This window comes from Micromonospora sp. 067-2 (assembly GCF_046549295.1).
Classification (GTDB): domain Bacteria; phylum Actinomycetota; class Actinomycetes; order Mycobacteriales; family Micromonosporaceae; genus Micromonospora.
Window position 1 is genome coordinate 63322 of record NZ_JAJPWB010000014.1, and the last position, 18851, is coordinate 82172.

General features: G+C 67.1%; 15 protein-coding genes and 1 pseudogene. 10 read left to right on the forward strand and 6 right to left on the reverse strand.

The genetic code is table 11. The annotated features are described in order from the left end of the window. Positions 1 to 191: 191 nt before the first annotated feature. The 7 genes from ACLJN9_RS29090 (at position 192) to ACLJN9_RS29120 (ending at position 5767) form a co-directional block, all read left to right on the forward strand. Positions 192 to 1541 carry a hypothetical protein gene (locus ACLJN9_RS29090; protein ID WP_410814857.1) on the forward strand — a complete coding sequence of 450 codons (1350 nt, stop codon included), beginning with the start codon at positions 192 to 194 and terminating at the stop codon, positions 1539 to 1541. A gap of 339 nt (positions 1542 to 1880) precedes the next feature. After that, positions 1881 to 2024, forward strand: a complete 144-nt coding sequence (locus ACLJN9_RS29095; RefSeq protein ID WP_410814858.1) for a hypothetical protein — start codon at positions 1881 to 1883, stop codon at positions 2022 to 2024. 62 nt (positions 2025 to 2086) lie between these two features. Beyond that, on the forward strand, positions 2087 to 2581 hold the full coding sequence (locus ACLJN9_RS29100; RefSeq protein WP_410814859.1) for a hypothetical protein: 495 nt from the start codon (positions 2087 to 2089) through the stop codon (positions 2579 to 2581). Next, a complete protein-coding gene (locus ACLJN9_RS29105) occupies positions 2581 to 2850 on the forward strand; it encodes a hypothetical protein (protein ID WP_410814860.1) in 270 nt (89 codons plus the stop codon). The genes ACLJN9_RS29100 and ACLJN9_RS29105 overlap by 1 nt, the downstream gene beginning before the upstream one ends. A gap of 291 nt (positions 2851 to 3141) precedes the next feature. Then, complete coding sequence (locus tag ACLJN9_RS29110) at positions 3142 to 3333, forward strand: hypothetical protein (protein ID WP_410814862.1); 192 nt, start codon at positions 3142 to 3144, stop codon at positions 3331 to 3333. Between the two features lie 155 nt (positions 3334 to 3488). Then, positions 3489 to 4577 carry a hypothetical protein gene (locus tag ACLJN9_RS29115; RefSeq protein ID WP_410814863.1) on the forward strand — a complete coding sequence of 363 codons (1089 nt, stop codon included), beginning with the start codon at positions 3489 to 3491 and terminating at the stop codon, positions 4575 to 4577. A 152-nt stretch (positions 4578 to 4729) separates the two neighbouring features. Beyond that, positions 4730 to 5767 carry a M23 family metallopeptidase gene (locus ACLJN9_RS29120; protein WP_410814988.1) on the forward strand — a complete coding sequence of 346 codons (1038 nt, stop codon included), beginning with the start codon at positions 4730 to 4732 and terminating at the stop codon, positions 5765 to 5767. Between the two features lie 808 nt (positions 5768 to 6575). Here ACLJN9_RS29120 and ACLJN9_RS29125 read toward each other — a convergent pair. From ACLJN9_RS29125 to ACLJN9_RS29140, 4 genes are all read right to left on the reverse strand, one after another. Next, a complete protein-coding gene (locus ACLJN9_RS29125) occupies positions 6576 to 9401 on the reverse strand; it encodes a LysM peptidoglycan-binding domain-containing protein (RefSeq protein ID WP_410814864.1) in 2826 nt (941 codons plus the stop codon). An 841-nt stretch (positions 9402 to 10242) separates the two neighbouring features. Continuing rightward, on the reverse strand, positions 10243 to 10566 hold the full coding sequence (locus ACLJN9_RS29130) for a hypothetical protein (RefSeq protein ID WP_410814865.1): 324 nt from the start codon (positions 10564 to 10566) through the stop codon (positions 10243 to 10245). Between the two features lie 162 nt (positions 10567 to 10728). Further along, complete coding sequence (locus ACLJN9_RS29135; RefSeq protein ID WP_410814866.1) at positions 10729 to 10995, reverse strand: hypothetical protein; 267 nt, start codon at positions 10993 to 10995, stop codon at positions 10729 to 10731. A 411-nt stretch (positions 10996 to 11406) separates the two neighbouring features. Continuing rightward, positions 11407 to 12213, reverse strand: a complete 807-nt coding sequence (locus ACLJN9_RS29140; RefSeq protein WP_410814868.1) for a hypothetical protein — start codon at positions 12211 to 12213, stop codon at positions 11407 to 11409. A gap of 275 nt (positions 12214 to 12488) precedes the next feature. Here ACLJN9_RS29140 and ACLJN9_RS29145 point away from each other — a divergent pair. After that, positions 12489 to 13124, forward strand: a pseudogene (locus ACLJN9_RS29145) (hypothetical protein). A gap of 70 nt (positions 13125 to 13194) precedes the next feature. On the opposite strand, the gene ACLJN9_RS29150 reads toward ACLJN9_RS29145, so the two are convergent. After that, positions 13195 to 13365 carry a hypothetical protein gene (locus ACLJN9_RS29150; RefSeq protein WP_410814869.1) on the reverse strand — a complete coding sequence of 57 codons (171 nt, stop codon included), beginning with the start codon at positions 13363 to 13365 and terminating at the stop codon, positions 13195 to 13197. Between the two features lie 402 nt (positions 13366 to 13767). Between ACLJN9_RS29150 and ACLJN9_RS29155 the strand changes: the two genes are divergently transcribed. Both ACLJN9_RS29155 and ACLJN9_RS29160 read left to right on the forward strand, forming a co-directional pair. Continuing rightward, positions 13768 to 14874: a hypothetical protein gene (locus ACLJN9_RS29155; RefSeq protein ID WP_410814871.1), complete on the forward strand. Its 1107-nt coding sequence runs from the start codon at positions 13768 to 13770 to the stop codon at positions 14872 to 14874. Between the two features lie 1408 nt (positions 14875 to 16282). Continuing rightward, positions 16283 to 16600 carry a hypothetical protein gene (locus ACLJN9_RS29160; protein WP_410814872.1) on the forward strand — a complete coding sequence of 106 codons (318 nt, stop codon included), beginning with the start codon at positions 16283 to 16285 and terminating at the stop codon, positions 16598 to 16600. 865 nt (positions 16601 to 17465) lie between these two features. On the opposite strand, the gene ACLJN9_RS29165 is transcribed toward ACLJN9_RS29160, so the two are convergent. After that, positions 17466 to 18358, reverse strand: a protein-coding gene (locus ACLJN9_RS29165) for an IS5 family transposase (protein ID WP_410814873.1) whose coding sequence is annotated in 2 segments (ribosomal slippage) — positions 17466 to 18196 and positions 18196 to 18358 — 894 coding nt in all. Because the reading frame shifts where the segments join, the coding sequence is not laid out codon by codon here. Positions 18359 to 18851 lie beyond the last annotated feature (493 nt).

Genomic DNA, 18851 nt, shown 5'->3' on the forward strand with positions numbered 1-18851 from the left:
GGGCGGCGGCGTGCGGAAGTGCCACGCCGATCGTGTCGGCGATCTGCCCCATCTGGACTGGCGACCGCCATCCCAGCAGTCCACCCAGTGAACCCTTCCGGGGATCGTGCCTGTCGCGTGCCGTAACCCCGGGGTCGCCGGGCTGGGTACGCGGCCCGGTGCGCTGCCCGGGTGACCGAGGAAGGATGTCCATGTTCGAGCCATCCACGCAGCTCACGTCCCTGCTCACCGCCGTCGCCCTCAAGGAGTCGACCGCCGCGGGAATGCGGGCGATGATGCAACGCGAGCAGGAGTTCGGCAGCCCGACGCAGGCGAGCCTCACCGGTGTCGCCCTGGACCCGGACGGCCGCGCGTACGCCGATGAGGTCCTGGACGCCTACTGGTCGGACGAGCAGCGCCAGCAAGACCTGCTGAACTCCGGCAGCACCGATCGTGAGGTCATCATCGGCAGCGGCTTCCACGCTGCGACCTACGCGGCGGTCCGCGTCCTCAGCGGCTACCCGAAGCCGCTGGTGCTGGAGCGGACCGACCGCGTCGGCGGCACCTTCGCGATGACCACGCGGCCCGTGTTCTACCTCAACTCCCGCAACCGTGCCGGCAGCGCCGGACTGGCCGGGGATCAGGGAACAAGTCCGAATTACCTGCCGGGCGCACCGATCCAGGCAGCGAACGTGTCCATGGCCGAGTACCAGACGAACATCGATATGGCATTCGTGATCCGCCTCGCGTTGGCGCAGTTCGCCGACGTGGTGCCCAACGCCACCGTCCTGTCCGTCAGCCAGGGCTACCCCGGGGTCGAAATGCAGATCGAGGGCAACGCGGCACTGCTCGCCGGGCGGATCATCGACGCCCGGGGTCTGGGCGACCCGAACGACCAGGACATTGCCAACGGCACCACGATTCTCACCTTCGCGCAGTTCATGCAGCGCATGGCCGGGATGTGGCCGCTGCGCGGTGCGCGACGTGTCGCGGTGATCGGCGGCGGCGACTCCGCCAAGTGCGCCGTCGAATCGTGCCTGGGCATCTCGCCGCAACCATTCATGGCCGCGGTCGCACTGGACCAGGTGGACCGCATCGACTGGTACGCCGAGGACCTACCGACGACGTGCGACCAGTGGCAAGCCGACATTCGGGGCAGGTACCAGGCCATCGGCCGCTACCTGCGGCAGGACCGGTTCGGGCTGCGACGACTCACCGTGCTGCCCCGCCGGGCACAACCCGTCGCGCTGCCCGGCGCCGGACTGATCAACGGCCGCACGTACGACCTCGTCGTCGTCTGCACCGGCAACCGGGAGACCGCCATCGACCGGCTCGGCCCGGGAGATTTCGACGACTACACGACCGCTGACGGGACCGTGGTCGCCCGCAAACACTACGAGCTGCCCGCACTCCGTGTCGGCCCGCACGCGCGGCTGCCCTTCACGGCCCAGGAACGCACAGACGGTATAGCGGACATCGCCGCGAACGCCGTCTCGATGTTCCGAACCGCATCCCAGACCGCCGCGTTGGCGGCAACGCTCCCCTCGGTAACGCGGGACTAAGTCGGTGGCATCGCTGACTGCCCGGCACGACGCCAGCACGAGGGTGACCGAGCCGCCGCGTCGCAGGGCCGGTCGCCGACCGGCCTCGACGCACCCGTCCGACGCCCCGATTGGGGCCGGCGGCGAATGAAGGTTGGCCACCGCGACCAGTGAATCTGGCCCGCGCCTGACCGGCATGGCCGGTCAGCGCCGCGCCTGGCACCACGGCGGATGGGCTCGCCTCAGCCGTCTCAACCCTGTTGTCACATGGCCGTCGCCCGGCCACCGGCACCACCGTCCGGGCACGGCCAGCAGGCCGTGCCCGGACCCATTATCGATCGCGAGAAATGGAATTTCGTCATGACCGACTTACGCCGCCCGATGCGGCAGCACCATCAGAGCCGCTGCGCCACCCTCGATCTGCTGCGCTGCGCCCCAGACGGCGACCGGACCGCGTGCGGCCGCCTCTACGGCGAACACGTCGACCTCAGCACCGGCAGGTGACGGTCCGGCCGCGCGGTGATGACCGCGACACGGCTTCCGATGTCGGCGGAGGCAGCGGTCCGATGAGCACGAGCCAGCCCCACGTGTTCAGCGGCGAATGGTTGGACAACCCGGACCCGTCATGCCAGCACCGCTACCGCGAAGGGTTTGCCGGTATCCCCGCCGCACGGTGGAACGGCTGGCAGGTGTTCACCGTGTCACCGAAGGTGATGGGCGCGATCATCGACAGCCAGCACACCGCAACGCTCCAGATGGTCACCGCCTCGGTGACCGGTGGCGCCCACCTCCACGCCGCGTGGCTCGACGCCCTTCAGCACCTCGCCTCGATCTCGTGGCTGGGTGACCTGGTCGTCGTCGACACCCGCGTCCTGCAGAGCGACCCCACCCACGTCGAGGTCATCGCTCCCGATTCCGAAGGCCAGTACCGGGTCAGCTTCGGCTGGAGGTGGGACGCCGTCGACCCCGGCGACGTGCACACCATCCACGCCGGCAAAGACGACTGCGGGTCACGACCGCGCCAGTGGTACCGAGCGGGCTCGACACGGGGGGAGGCGTGATGCTGCGTCTGCTGTGCGTCTCGACCCGAGGCAACACGTGTCTGCTGGGCGGGCCGACGCTCGACACCGACGCTGCCGTCCCGACCGGCGTGGGAACCCGCTTCGGCACCATCGCGGAGATCGAGCGGTTCGTCCCGCGAGAACTGCGCGGAATCGGCGTGTACTGGCAGGTCCAAATCGTCGACGAGGCCGGTGCAGTGGTTCGCCGAGGGTTCCGCCGCGGCTACAACGGCACCGGCGAGCACTGGATCTGGCGCACCGAGCACTGACCGCCAGCATCAACACCTCAGCGATGAGACCGCTCGCGACCACCGCCTGGACGGTGCGGCGCCACCGCGGCTTGCGGCTCGACCCGACGTCACAGCGCCTCGGCCGTCGCCGCCGTGATCCGCCGGCCCGCGTTGTTCGCGCAGGCACTCACGGCCGCACATCGCCATTCGCCGGTGCGGCCGTCACGCCGTAACCGCGCCCCACGAATTGAGGAAGGACATGGTGAACAACCCGCGGCAGGCCGATTGAGCGCCGCGCCCGCAGACGCACCGACAGGTCACCGTTGACCAATGGGCACCGTACCGCCCCAGGTGCGGGTGCACGTGTGCACCTGGTCGCACGTCGACGTCAGCCCATTTCAGCTGGCGACGATGGTCAACCGTTCCCAGGGCGCCATCCGCCGGAGCCTGATCGCTCTCACTGCGGCCGGCACGGTGACCCGCACCCGGCAGCGACCCGCCCGGTTCCGCATCACCGCTTGACCCACGACCCCGCTCGACGACGACACCGCGTGTGGTGCGCGTCGCTGCGGAAAGCCGACGTCCACGTGGCCCAGCGCCCCCCGGGGCGCTGGGCCCCTTCGCGCGCAGAAGGAGAAACCCATGACCCTGCACCGGCACCGGCGGGTGGGCCACCGATGAACGGCAACCCGGCACGGCCTTCACGCCGCCCTGCGGTCGAACACGCGGCCTGGATCTTCTACGCCATCGCCGCACTGGGCTCCACCATCGGCCAGATCTGGGTTGGCGTGCAGAACCCGCCCTGGCCCGACACCCTGCCCTGGTGGTGGCGCGCCGCGTTCGTCGCGCCGTTCGCGATCGTCATCGACCTGGGCGGCGCTGTCACGGCTGCCTTCGCCGACTGGCGGCAGCGTCTCGGCGAGGCCGCCTACGGATGGCGGATCCTGTCCGCCGCGACGGTCACCGTCGGCGTCACCACCAACATCGTCGGCCACGCCGACGTGGCCTACCTGGCTGTCGTCTTCGGCGGCCTCGGCGTCTTCGCCTACGCGATCTGGCTGATGCACAGCGCGGCTCGACGCCGTGACGCGCTGCGCGCCAGCGGGAAAATCGCCGACACCGCACCGGTCTACGGCCTCGCCCAGTGGTGGCGTGAGCCGGCAGTGACCCGCCGCGCCCGCTCGCTCGCCCTCGCCCAGCAGCTGCCACTGCATCAATCCCTCGACACCGCCCGGCAGCAACTGCGCGACGACAAGCGCCGCTCCGCGCTCGCCACCCACGTGGAGACGCTGATCCGGTCCCGGCACGACGACCCCGTCCGGGCCGACATCGCCGCGACCACCCTCGACCTCGACGCGGTCGCCGCCGCACTCACCGCCCAGGCTGACGTACCCGGCTGGGCCCACGTCATCGGGGCCGACCTGCTGCCCCCGACCCCGCCGGACCGCGAGGCCCACCCAGACGTCAAGCGAGAAACCGCGGCGGTTGCCGGACCGATGCCGCCGGCCGACGTGCTGCGCCGAGTGCCACAAGACCAGGCGTCCTACGACCGGTGGCGACTGCTCTGGGCCGAACTCAAAGCCGACCCGGACATCGCACTCGCCGCATTCGCGCAGCGACACGGCATATCCCTGCGGCAGGTCCAATGGATCCGCCGTACCGGAGCCAGCGGGCTGCTCGACTCACCGCTCACCTTGATCGACCGGGTCGCCGAACTGGCCGGCAGTAACGGCCACGGCCCGCATCAACCGTCATCCGCCTCGTAAGCCCGTTGCCGCCGGTGGCGGACACACCCGTGCCCGCCACCGGCCCGCCCCCCCGAGGCCGATGCGGGACCGTCCGGCGCCGGCGCGGCACGCCGCCGCAAACACCTCCGAAGGGAAACTGCCATGGCCACATACACCCTGCGGTGGCTGCCGTGACCAGCCGCGTCCTCGCCCTGATCGTCGGCGTCGTCGTCGCCGTCGCGTTTGTGTGCGTTGCCGGACTGTTCGCCCTCACCGGGGCAGCGTCGGCCTGCTCGGTCGTGACAACTCCGACCGGCACCACCGGTCGCTACGACACCGAACAACTGCACTACGCCCGGGTCACCGTGACCGTCGGCGTGCAGCACGGCATTCCTGTCCGCGGTCAGGTCATCGCCGTGGCCACCGCACTGCAGGAATCCGGTCTGCGCAACCTTGGACACCTCGGTGAGGACAATGACCACGACTCCCTCGGACTGTTCCAGCAGAGGCCGAGCCACGGCTGGGGCACACCCGCGCAGATTGTGGATGCCGAATACGCCGCAGGGGCGTTCTACCGCACCCTGGTCACCGTCGCCGGCTGGCAGTCGATGCCGCTGACCGTCGCCGCGCAGGCCGTGCAACGCTCGGCCTACCCCGACGCCTACGCCCAGTGGGAGGACGATGCGATCACCCTCGTCGGCCTCGTCTCCGGCCAACCGGCCGCCTCGGGCGGTCCCGGCGAGCAGTGCCTCAGCGTCGGCGGCTGGATGAAACCGGTGCACGGTACGGTCGTGTCCGGGTTCCGAACCGACAGCCGGCCCGGCCACGACGGAGTCGACATCGCCGCGACCAAGGGCACCCCCATCCACGCTGCCGCCTCCGGTCTGGTCATACGGGTTCTCTGCAACGCCCACCTGCGTGACGGCGGTCCCTACCCCTGCGACGTGGACGGGCATCCGGTCAACGTCCTGGGCTGCGGGTGGTACGTGGAACTGCGGCATCCCGACTCGACCGTCACCCGCTACTGCCATATGGTCCGCCGTCCGTCAGTCCACGTGGGCCAGCAGGTCGCCGTCGGTCAGGTTATCGGCCAGGTCGGCAGCAGCGGTCACTCGTCCGGGGCCCATCTACATCTGGAAACCCATTCCGGTCAGCCCGCGAGCGAATCCAATGCGGTGGATCCCGTGGGCTTCTTCGCCGTGCGCAGCATCGATCTGACTGCCCCGTAAAAGGATTGGTCGTGTCAATCGGGGCATCGGCGCCACGCCGCGGCCGCCGAACCTCCGACTTGCCGCTCTCCATCTGCGAGCCGATGGTGCTGCCGACCGCAAGATCATTACCGGTGAAGGTCTGCCCACAAGCATCGACGCCGAAGCCGAGGATCGGTTGCTGTCGGAGGTGTCAGCTCAGTTCGTCAACGGCGATCTTGTTGACAAGCCGGCCACCGGCGGTCCACTGGCGACGGGGTTTGCCGCCGCATGCCCAAAGGCAGCGATGGGCGCCCTGCTGGACAGGGTTGAGAATGCGCATAGGCGAGTATCTCAAACGGCACGGACCGGCGGCCCGGAGCGCGCTTCGATTCGCATGGTTCGAGGTGCGTTGACCTTGAACTCGCCTGTGCGGCATGGTGACGGGCGCATTGCCCGCTGACGCAGTTGGTGAACTGGTCGAGGACAACTCCGCCATTCGTTTGGCGACGCGCCTGCGAGGCGCGACAGGACCTTCTTTGTACTTAGGCCGATTACCCTGAGCTACACAACGAATACGGGTCGCGATGCCTGGCGCTGCGCGCGAGGGACAGTTGGGAGCCGTCGCCGGTGAGAGCGATTATCGCGCCGGCCATCATGGCGGGTCCGTGCGCGATGCCTGTCGCCGGTGCGCGGCGTAGGGAACGCTGAAGGCCAGCATTGACGCCTGGGCCGGTCGGGCGTGATGGGTGCGGCTTTGCGGCGGCGACGACCTATCTGAGAGTCATGCTGGCCCTTGTGGACGATGGCGAGCGTGCGGGCCAAGCGGCTGTCCCGTCGGGGTGGATCCTCATGGGTTCGCCAGGTCGCGGAGCAGGCTGGTGGCGAGTTCCTCGGTGTCTGGGTCGACGTCGATGCCGGCGTCGTCGAGTTCGCGGCGTAGGGCGGTGAGCCGTTGCCGTACACCGTCGGCGTCGCGCAGCCGCGCCGCGGTGCGCATCGCCCGGCGAATAAGCTCGTCGGAGAGCGGGTCGAGGGCGCGAGCGGTGTCGTAGAGGGTGAGTGCGGCGGCGGGATCGTCGTCGGCCTGCAGGCCTGCGGCCTGGGCGTACACCTTGACGAGGCAGCGCCGGGCGTGCTCGCGGTCGGCATCGATCCACTCGTAATCGCTGCCGTCGGCCAGACCGCCGCTGGCGGCGGCGATCGCGGTGCGCAGGTGGGCGAGGCGAGCGGGGTCGTCGGCTGCGACGGCGACCCGGGCGTAAGCGTCCTGCACGGTCCACCAGTCGATCTGCAGCAAAATCGGGTCGAGGTGGTAGTGGCCGCCGGTGTTGATCACCGGTTCGATTCTTGGTGCGGTGGTGGTGGGCTCGGTGGTGGTCTGGGCGACGGAGCGGATGACGGTACGGAGGTTGGCCACACAGGTGGAGAGGCGGTCGGCTGCGCGGGACACGGTCACGTCGGGCCAGATGGCTTCCATGATGTCGTCCAGGGCGGCGCCGCTGCGGTGCACGGCCAGGTAGACGAATAGCTCCGGGCTCTTGGCGCGCAGGCCGCGTACCGGCTTGCCGTCAGTGCCCAGGATCGCCGGCTCACCGAGGACCCGCCCGAGGACCAGTCGGCTGGCAGTGCCCTGGGTCGGCTCTGCAGTGCCGGACGGGGTACTGGACGCGGATCGCGGGTCGGCTCCACGTGCGGCGGGGTCGGTGCTCGCGCTCTTGTCTGACAGGTCGCTCGAGACTGGTGGGGCGATCGTCGGGTGGGTCTGGGCCGGCACGGGCCGGGAGGCGGAGGGCTCGGTGTCACCGTGCGCTTCGGCGAGCATGGTCAGGATGGCGGTGGTCGCGGCGATGTCGAGCACGGCGACCCGCTCGCCGTCGCCGCCGGTGGTGCCGTCTGGGGCGACGGTCAGGGTGGTGCCTTCGGGCCAGGCACCGATCAGGGCGGCGCCGATGTCGACGTTCTTGCCGAGGCGGATGGTGGTGTCCAGGCGTGGGTGCCACGTCTGGTCGGGGACATCAGCGATGAGCAGCAGGTGCGGCAGTGGGTCACCGGCGGTGCGCTGCTCGCGCAAGGAATAAACGGTGGTGGCTTCCTGGTCAGCGACGATCCGGCTGCGGCGGATGATCTCCTCCTCCAGCAGGGCGAGCGACGCTGCGAAGGTCGGGGCGATGGTGAGACGGTGCATCGGTGCGAGGTCCACCGCGGACACGCCGAGGAGTGTGGCCAGGGTCGGAGCCGGGATGATGACGCGGCCTTGCGCGTCCGAGTCGTCGGCGTCGCCGGAGGTGAGGGTGGCCACGAGCAGGGCGCGGGCGGCGTGTAGGGCGGCGGGTCCGTGCAGGCCGAGCCCGGCGGTGACTGGCAGTGCGCCGACGCCGGCCAAGTCGGCGCCACGGGGGTTGCGGGGCGGGGGCGACGCCGTCACCTCTGCGGCGCCGTGCTCGCGGACGGTCGGGCCACGGTCCGGGTTGCGGGCGAGCAGGTGCGGCGCGGCGCGGCGCACGGCTTGGCGTAGCCGGGTCAGCGCAGCCAGGGGCGGCACCAGGTCCTGATCGCGCACGACCGGGCTCGTGATGGGCGCGGGTCGATAGCGGTGACGGCGGCGCCTCCACACCATCGTCACGGCGAAGACCAGCGCGGCGGCCAGGCCGGTGCCCATGGCGCCACCGACGATCGCCACCCATCCCCGTGGGGAGGTCATAGCGGTGCAGTCGCCGATACCGGACGGTGATGTGGTCGCGCTGGCCGGACCGCCGGAGAGGCTCGGTACGGTCGTCGGCGTTGCCGGGTCGACTGCCGGCGTCGGCGACGCTGTGACCGATGCGGAGGGCGGCACGAACACCCCGTCGTCGCCGCGAGCCGGCGAGCTCGTCGAGGCGCCGGCGATGGCCGACGCGGAAGGCGACGACGCGGGGGCGGTAGGCGCGGCTGTCGCCGGGCTTGTCGGCGGCGGCGTGGTCGGCCGTTCTGGCGGTACCTGGGTGGTGGGGTTGCTAGGCGCTGTGTTCTCGGGTGGTGCAACGGTGGCCGGCATGGTCAACACCCAGCCAGGACGGATCAGGTTCGGGTTGCGCAGAGTGCCGCCGACGCCGGCGTAGTGGGTGCCGCGGTTGAGGGCGAAGATTTCTGGCCAGCGATCGTCGTCGCCGAGCCGCTGTTCAGCGATCCCGGATAAGGTGTCACCGCGCTGAACAGTGTGGCTGGATGACGTTCGGTGAGCGGGTTGCCGGCTCGTGGGGGCGTGGTGGATGTTCAGCGGCGTGGTCGTGGCGGTGACCGGTTCGGCGGCGGACAGATCGCTGCTGCTGGTGACGGGTGTGGCGTGGGCCGTGGCGCCAGCGGCGGTGGTGACGGCGCTCGCGCCCAGCAGCGCCGCCGTGAGGCTGCCGATCGGGCCGGGAAGGCGAATCGTGGCCCTCAATCGCGCCTGGCGTGCCAGTGTGGCGTAGGCGTGGGTGAGTACGGTGGTGGCCAGCAGCAGCCACAGCGCCGCCCCGGTGCCGCAGATGAGGACAATGACGAAGCGGGTGCTCATAGGCTGGGCGATCCACTGCCGGATATCATCCGATGTGGGTGGCGCCGGCTCCCAGGAGCCGGTCGCGTCGAGGATGACCGCAACGGTGGCAGCACAGAGGACACTCGTGACGATCGCGAGGATGCGGGCAATTCGCATGGGTACCTGGCCTCCGTTCGGTGGTCCAACCCGGCGATGAGAATGGCGCCGACGCGTGGCGTTAGCCGGTGTTGCGACGCTACGACCGGTGTGCCGGCGATGGAGTGGCGAGCTGCCTGACAGAACCTCACACGGCCTTACACGACCTCACACTTGCAGGTCAGCCTGGTAGCGACTCGTCCTCGGCGGAAAGCGTCACGCGCGACCGGTAATGCCATGGAATGAGGAACTGCGGCCCTTGAGGCCCAGAGGCGCTTACGCCGATCGGTTCCGTCAGCCAGGAGACCGTCGCGACCCAGAAGCTGCCGATGAGTTCACAGGCACTGACCGGCGACCGTGGGATAGCCGAGTGCGGCGAGGTACTCGCGGCGCGCTGGCACAGGGATTGTCAGGACCAACCTGGGTCGCGTCCTGTAGCAGCTACAGCCGATCATGCGCGTGCTCGACCGCATCCACAAACTTCTGCTGGAAGTACCGGTGGGAGGCAAGTTGCTGACCCTTCCGCATGCCCCGAGCGCTTCTTTCACACCGAAGAGGTCGCTGGTTAGATACCAGCATCGCCCACTCTCAGTTTGTGCAGGTCAAAAGCCCGTTGCCAGATCAGTCGGTAACGGGCTTCGCCGTATGTGCTGCTTACATTGGGAGCAGATTGGGAGCAGCGCGGCTGGTTCTCTGTTTGGGCCGCCGTGGACCTGTCCGGTTGAGTGACCTGATGTGCGGTCCCGAGCGGGCCCGCTGGCTAGTTGACGAGTTGGGCCGACCGCTGCCGGTGCCGTGTGGCGAGCGGGTGGCCCGGTTATGGCTCATGGGTTGACTGGCGGCCGTAGGTCCGATGGTTGGCCTATTCGCCGGTCCGCAAGGCGAGGTCGTGTACCCAGAGCTCGGCGCTCTGCCGGGACTTGACGGCCCACTTTGTTGCGTTCTTCGACGCGAAGTGGTCCAGGACTTGACGGTCAGTCGCCGTCCATGCGGGAAGCTGGGTTATTGACTCTTCTGCCTGTTCCGCGCTGTGGCCGCTGCCGATCAGCCACTGGACGAGCAGCGCGAGTTCGACCCATGCGGCGGCCTTGGTTGCCCACGCCCAATCGACGATCCGTAGGCCGAGTGGCGTCACGATCAAGTTGGCCGGGTTAAGTTCGGAGTGGATACGTGTCTCGCCATCCATCGCCGGGTGCGCGAACCCGAAGTCGGGCTGCTGGGGTGAACCACATCTCGCCAGGCGCCGGCGTCTCTTGAAGGGCTTTCAGCGCGGCGAGGAGCAGATCGAGGTCCCTACTGCCGGGTGACAGGTCGGGGTGAGGCCCGGCAAGATGTTCGGTCCCCACCACTAGCCTGCCATCGGATTCGAACTGCCACAGGACTGCGGGTGGGTGCCGGTCGATGGCCGGGTTGCCGCGAGTTCGTAGCGCAGCGACCGAACGCTCAGCTCGCCGGAGGCAGCCTTGACGAAGATCCGCCCGGCGGGTCCGGTCACCGCCGAGACGATCTCGGCGTGGTTGCCACTGGAAGCCGAGGTGACGTCAAAGGTTCCGCCGACCCGTTCGGCGATCCCTGCCGTGACACTCTCCGGCAGAGCGGTCCAGTCGCTACGCATCGGATCTCGCCTCTGCTACCTGCTCGGCTGAGGCGGATTCGGCGGACAGCAGAACTCGGCCTCGCCACCCCAGAATTCCATGTCGACCCGGTAGCCGGTCTCGTGCAGCGCCGCGAGTGTGCGCGAGTATGTAGGTGATGGCGGTGCCGTCCTGCATAGCACCGGTTGGGATCGGCCGGTGGTGCACGTAGTGGCCCGTGACCTGTTTGCAGGCGACGGTGTAGGGCTCGCTGATCTGCAGGGCGGGATGCCAGACAGCCGCACACAGCAGCGATGGTGACCACGCCGCCGACTGTCTCCACCAGGCGGGCTGCCGCTGATAAGGCGCGGCGATCGTGAACGTTCTCTCCGATCGGCCGATGCGGCTGCGGGAGCCAGTGCTGGCCCCCGCCAAAGCACTGGGCTGGCAGCTCACGATGGGAGGTGGGGGAGTCGTCGTCCTTTCTGGCGTCGTCGGTGAGGTAGATGTCGCCGTAGAACATGGCGTGTTTGATCCAGATGGCGAGGACGTCGGTGAGGATCCGGCGCCGTGGGCGGGCTTGGGTCGGCGATTAGCCATGTGGCGAGAGGGCTGATACGGAGGGCGTCGGCGATGAGTGCGGCGATGTGCTCTTTGTCTGCCCAGCGGGCGGCGCGGATGCGCGGGACAGTGTCCGTGGCATTTCCCTTGAAGTTGTGGGCGGGGTCAGGAGTTGTCGCTGCTCGGGTGTGGGTGTGGACGAGGAACAGGTGGTAGTCGTCGACGGAGGCGCCGTTTCGGTCGCTGTCGGCTGGCGGTGTGAGTGCGGCCCTTTCGTAGGCGAGTAGTTCGCCAGTGCTGGGGTTGAGGATCAGCAGGAAGCGGATGTCGTCCGCGGTGGCGCTGACGCCGATGCCGGTTCGGCCTGCCCGATCGGTCACCGATGGGTGGTAGGTGATTCCGGGGGCGTCGCGCAGGACGGTGAGGATTGCGGTGCGGGCGGCTTGGTTGGGGGTGCGCCAGCCGAGCAGGCTCGCGAGGCCGCGGATGACGGCGGTGGGTTCGAGGAATCGAGGTTGCGTGGTGTCGATGTGCGCGGTGAGTGCCGTCGGGTCGGCGGCGATCGGTCCGATGGGTCCGTCCAGCTGGCCGGGGTAGTAGGTGCTGTCGTCAGTGGGCTGGTTGCCGCCGGGGTAGCGGCTGCGGATGACGCGTCCGGAGGCGTCGTCGGCCTGCCAGCATTGCTCTTCGAACAGCACGATCCGCATGGTCGTGCTGTTGCCTGCGATCGTGGTGTCCGTGACCCACTGGAGTAGATGGACCTCGACCGGGGCGGGACGGTGGCCGGCGGGCACACCCGAGGGTGTGCGCAACCCCGCCGGCCACCTCGCCCTACCCGGGCGCCTGCGGACCAACGACCGCCTCCACCCGGGCCGAGCGTGCCGCCGATCCTAACGGTGGAGGGATCACACCCGCCGCGACCGGCGGCGCGGCAGCGAGATACCCGGGGGAGGATGGACACGTGGCGCAACAATTGATCGGCGGACGAATTGCCCTCGACCGGGCTGGCGTCGCCGCGCACGTCGGCGGGGCGTACTCGACGGTCAACCACTGGCACCGCCACCGCGCCCGCGCCGGCTTCCCCGAAGGCTTCCGCCATGACGGCCGCGACTAATTCTGGCTCGACGACATCGAGGCGTTCCACGCCGCGCACCAGGCCGCTAAACGCGCCGAGCTAACGAAGGTCGATCGCCGCGGCAACCCGGAGGACCTCATCGGCTCGGGCGCGGCGGCGAAAGTCCTCGGTTACGGCTCGTACCGCAACCTGCCCGACACCCTGCTCGACCATCCTGACCGCGTCAAGGAACTGTCGAACGGGCGGGTCCGCCGCCTGTGGCACCGGCGCACCGTGTGGGTTGTGGCTGACGCCCGCACGGGTCGGCACTCCAGCGGCCGCACCCTTGGCACGACTGGTGCCCGCAAACCCCACCCGTACGCCGACGATGCGCGCCTGCACGCCGCGATCGAGCTACTGACTAAGGCCGACGCCGCCGGGCGGGACCGGCGCGGACTCGGCCCGACCCTCGCGCGGCAGCTCGGCATCACGTCGCGTACCGCGCAAAGGCTCCTCGCCGCTGCCTCCGACCTGAGCGGCATCCCTCCTAGATAGACGTCTGAAACGACAGGTGCCGCCGTCCGCGATGGCGGAACCCCGGCGACACCCGCCTGTTCGGGCTCGATCAGTCTTCGTCGTCCGAGCCGGGGCAGGGCGCCGGGACCTCGATCAGGTAGCGCAGCGCGCCGTTGATGTCGGTGTCTTGGCTGGCGGCGGTGCGCTCCAGCACGTCGTACACGTCGTACACGTCGGCCTCGACCTCAACGGTGCGGGGCGCGGGTGGCTGGTCGTTCATGGTTGGTTCCCCCTGACGGTACGCGGGCAGGGTGCCCCGTCGGGCACCCGGACATCCACGCTGACTTCGGTCGAGGGATCAAGCCTGCCGGTGGCTGCCCCTTCGGCCAGGACCGACGGCTTTGCAAAACCGCAGCGGCAGTGCTGGAAGGGGTGTGCAGGATCGCGGGGGTGCCGTCCCGGATGCGGTCTCAGCGGCGTGACCAGCAACTTCAGCAGCGCTAACCGGCGACCGCCGCACCGGCGCGAAGCTGTCCTTAGGGATCCGCCGCCTGCCAATGAGGCATGAAGAAGATCATTGACTTTGCATGATCAACGAACTCATACTGTTGCACCCGATCCTGCGGAGCGGGGGAATGTGTCACAAGTCCGCAGTCGATCACATCACCCTTCGGAGGGTCTGTTGCAGCAGCTCGGGGCGAATTTTGCCCATATGACCGATGGTCTCGGCAGGTCTACAGTTGGTAACAGGCGAGGTGCAACCTGGCGCGGCGTTTTGGCCGCAGCTCTGGTTGGCTCTGCGGCTGTTGGTCTCATGGCCGCGCCCGCCCAAGCAGCGAGCGCACCGTCGGGCGAAGTCGCGTCTGTTCAGTTCAAGCGGACCGCCACCGCTGGCGCGTTGACCACAATCGGCACTGAGTATCAGAAGTCTCGAGCGGACGCGGAGCGCGGAAAGGACGAGAAGCGTGCCTTCTCCGAGCGGTCCGGCAAGGAGGTCGGCGCCTACTACGACTCAGCCGCGCTGGACTTCCTTCAGCTCGTGCGCGCCGATGACCTTAAGAGTGTCGACATCGTGGCGCCTCGTGACTTTGCCATCGAATCTGTCGACACCCGCGCAAACGACGGTGGCATGGTCGCAATCGTGGGCGGAAGCCACGCCAGCACCGAGGCTCTCGCGTTCCCGGACGGACCTGGTTTCGAGGGCCTGTCAATCCTTGGAAGCGGCAGTTACAGCGTCAAGATTTACGACAACAAAGCCTACCCGTATCCGGCTCTGGTCGGCGAGAACTTTTCGACGTGGCAGAAGTTGAAGGTGACGGGCGACTCGGACTCCAAAAAGGACTACTACGGCTACAAGCGTAAGGCGATCCTTGATGGTAAGGGTTACAACGTCTGGTCTGGCGGTATCCGCTCTTACAAAAAGTCGGGCTCACTGACGAACTGGGTGGATTGGGCGCCGAACACGGGGTCTTACAACTATAACTGCAACACGCCGATCACGGCGGGAGCTTCCTATGCCGGAGTGGGTATCGAGGTGCCCTTCACGGTGTGCAGCAAGTACTCAATTTCTATCGCCACGGGTACTCCCGGCGATATGAGTGCCAACATCAGTAGCACCACTAAGAAGACCGAACTCGGATTTGACTTCTTTGTCGGTGCCACCCAAGGCAGTGCGACGCCTGTGTGGAACGATTACCAAAAGATCGGCACGAGCTGGATTGACGCGGCTGGACCGCTCTTCACCGACTTCTGCGACGCCACGGCTGCCGGCGCCACCTGCCGCTATTGAGCATCGGAAGAAATGACTAATAAGGCGATCTGGCGGTATCCTCGGAGCATGCGTTCCGGGGGTACCGCCCTCCTGTCGATAATACTCGCAGTTCTCGTTCTCAGCCTGCCTTCCTGCCGACCGGTAGAGCAGCCGACTCAACGCCCCCTGCCATCTTTGAACACCCCCAAGCACTCGAAGTCTTCAGCGACCTTATGCGAAGCCGACCGAGTGAAGTGCGGAGCGGTGAATGTTGACACCCTCGGGTCCGTAACCTACGCGATCGTAAGCCCGAGCAATCAGCCGAGTGACCTAGTGCTATATGAGCCCGGAGGGCCTGGCTCTGACGTTTTCGGGCGTGCAAGTCCAGACTTCTTATCGCTGCCCGCCGAGATGCGTTCGCACGATGTGCTGTTGATTAGGGACCCGTGGGGGGGTCGGGCTATCAGCCAGAAATGCACTCAGGTGATCGGTGAACTACTTAACCCAACCAATTCCGACCGAGATGCCGCAGCGCTATTCGGCGACCATGGCGAATGCCCCCGCGTCGGCTGGACCGGCAAACGGTATGCCGAAGCGGTGAAACAAGTCTTGGCAGCCGAAAATCGCCACCTAGCCGGCGCCATTGGCGAATCCTACGGTGCATTGCTGGCGCACGCCGCATCGTCGTCTACACCTGGATCCTGGCTGGTCATTAACGCCCCAGCGGCCCCCGGACATATCACTAGTGGCCAGCGGCTCACACAGCAGCGAATTGATGCCATGGACGGCGCTCTTGACAGGAGCTACCAGCGCGAGTGCAAGAACCTCAAGGCGGATTGTGGCCGCCGTGGAAGCGCATTAGCTCGCGAGTCGGCGGCTAGCCTAACGAATCCGGTTACTGTGCCGGGTCGATCCCAGACTATCTCCTCCCATGATATGGGCCTGGCAGTTTTGTCCGCCTCTTACAACCTGGAGCAGAATGGTCCTTGGCTCTGGAGAAACTTGCTGAACATCCGTGCCGCCTCAACTCAAGACTTGCTCAATATTGGCCGTTTCGCTGATCAGGTAATCAGGCGATTCGGTGCCGGAGAAGTATCGAATAGTCTCGGGTCCTACTTCGCCGGGATGTGCCTCGGATATTCGGGATGGTCGGAGCCGGCTGCGGTTTCGCCAAGCGACCCGGGGTGGCTCTTGTGGCAGGTTGGCCAGGTTTGCACCAAGGCTGCAATCTCCGGGGTCGCCGGGTTTACGGCCCCCGTGAAGCGTACAAGGCTCGAGGCGTGTGTCTATGTCAATGATTTGGACCCGGTATCTTCCACGTTGTGGGGACTACAATGGGCAGAGCGGTTAGGTGTCAAGCCTTTACGCTATTCGGTGGAAACGCACGCGGGTCTCGCGGCTCTACCCTCCGGCAAATGCAGTTTCCTCCGTGACGGAAAGGATAGTAATGGCTAGGAACCGCCTTCTGTTGATTGTGGCTGCCTGCCTTGCGCTTCTAGCGACGGCAGCAATTACCGGCTTCGCAGTCGGGCGCGTCACTGGAAATGGGACTTCATCCTTCGCAGGCACTATTACCTTGTCGAACTGGGACAAGTCGCAGGGGTGCGTGAAGTTGAGCGATGGGAAAGAAGAGTGCGGCGCCTTCGTCAGCGAAGGCGGCGGGAGCAATGATCGCTTCGTCCTCGGCGCCAAAGTGGAGGTTGAAATCGGCGATCTGAAGGTTGACGGCAATAAGCGCCGAATCATTTTGTTGAGAGTTTCCTAATTGCGTCCGGCTCAAGGTAAACCCTCGGGCGCGGCTTCGAAGCGACGCTTTATGGAATAAAAACGTTGCAGGGGGCGAGCACGGTTTTGGTGGATCGCGGGGCTGTTTGGCTAATCCGGATTCGGTGCCGTGTTCGCCTGCTGCCCCGATGGGCGAGCTGGTTCACCAGGCAGACATTGTACCCACTAGGATGATCATTGCGCGGTCGGTAAGCCACAAGATCAGCTACAAGGTCGGGTTGGGAGCTCGAGATTCCTCGTAACCGGTTCGCGCCGCATCCTGCTGTCGCATTCGACGCCAGCGAAACGGTTTCGGGGCTTGAAGGGCCGCAAGATCCGCCGGCTCTGGGTTGACGGAGTTCGGCGGCACGCTGTCCGCTGTGGCCTGATCAGTCCTCGTCGACCACATCGGTCTGACGCATCAAACATGTCGGACACGTCACCCTGCTCATCGAGTTCAGGGGAGACCAGGCCGTGAATGACGGGTCACCGTCGGATCGGTCCGCGAAGCCCGCCACGGCGGAGAGAAATAGCTAGTAGCTCTCAGTTGGGAACCAGTTAGTCGAGCGCGTCGGGGTGAACCTGGTAGCGGAGCATCCGCCGCGCCTCGGGCATTTCTCGAGGTAGGCAAGCGCATGCTCGACAGCCAGTATGGACCCTGCGAAACGCAGGTTATCGATTTGCTGCCGGACGGTGGTCAGCGCGGGGCGCAATGCATCCTCGGTCACCTCCGGACAGTGGGGTGATGAATACGTGTGATCCATCCTGTCCGGCCCGCTCGGCACCACCCGACGGTCCGCCCACGTAGCCGCTGATTTATTGCCCTCTCTCAGTCTGCTCTACTAAGGGGTGTTTCATAAGCCCGGTCAGAGCCATTCGCAGATGATGGTGATGGTCAGGACGGCTCGGAACCGGACGGCTAACTTGTCGTAGCGGGTGGCCACGCCGCGGTGGCGCTTGAGCCTGTTGATGCCGTTTTCGACGGCATGTCGCATCCGGTAGAGGTCTCGGTCGAACTTCGGCGGGCGTCCGCCGCGGCTGCCCTTGGCTTTGCGGTGGGCGTCCTGGTCGGTCTTGCTCGGAATGCAGGTCTTGATTCCACGCTTGCGCAGATCGGCGAGGTTACCGCGGCTGGTGTAGGCCTTGTCGGCCAGGACCAGGTCGGGGCAGGTGCGGGGCCGGCCTACTCCGAGACGGGTCACCCTGATACGGCGCAGGACCGGGATGAACTGCGGACTGTCACCACGATGCCCGGCGGTCACCACCATCGACAGGACCTTCTGCCCCTGCTCACAGGCCAGATGCGTCTTAGTGGTCAGATCACCGCGAGATCGTCCGAGGGCGTGATCGGCGGGTTCGTCATGCACGCCGCCGGGTGGCTCTTTCTGTAGATGGCCGTCTCTACGGGCGCCAGCGGCGTGTTGGTGGGCGCGGCTGGTCATCGAGTCCACGCTGATCGTCCAGCCGATCCGACCTTCCGCGTCGCCGACGGCCTGTGACACGGCCAGGATCTTGTCCCAGGTGCCGTCGCGCTGCCAGCGACGGAACAGGCCGTAGAGCGTCTGCCATGGTCCGCACTCGGCCGGGACGTCACGCAGGGCGACCCAATCCGGATCCGCCACCTGATCCCGTCGATAAGCTGCCGTTTCCCCCACTTCGGCGGACGCCCCTTGGCCGACGCGGCAGGCAACAGTGCGGCGAGCCGCTGCCACTGAGCGTCGGTGAGGTCGTGCCGCCTCGTCACCGCTAAGGTGGCCACGAGGTCTCCGGTATGAAGTTCTTGCTTGGTCGCAGAACCAGATACCGGAGACCTCTTCAGTTGTCGATCACCGACACGCCGTGACCTCGACGCCGCCTACCTGACTTATGAAACACGCCTTAGGCGAACCCGCCCGGGATGGCATCACAGCCGGACGGCCCCGCCTCTACCGTCTTGAGGCCCTGCCGAGTCGGAGACGACGCCGACAGACGCGTCGGCACCTGGTCGAGTTTCTGTTGGGCACGAGTCTTGAGCTGTGCCGCAGTAAGGGTGGCGGGCGACGGACACGGTGCCACGGTCGGCCGCGACATGACGCTGCTTGGCAGCGTGGGTGGGGATTGCGCCGGCCCGGCGGTGCCCGTCCAGGTCGGGATAGCGGTGGCGGCAGCGAGTAAACCGAGCACACAGACGGCGGCCATAACCTTCATGGGTCCCCGGCCCACCGGGTGGGGCTTGCCGGTCGGCGGTCGCAGGGGGATTGGTTGGTCACGGT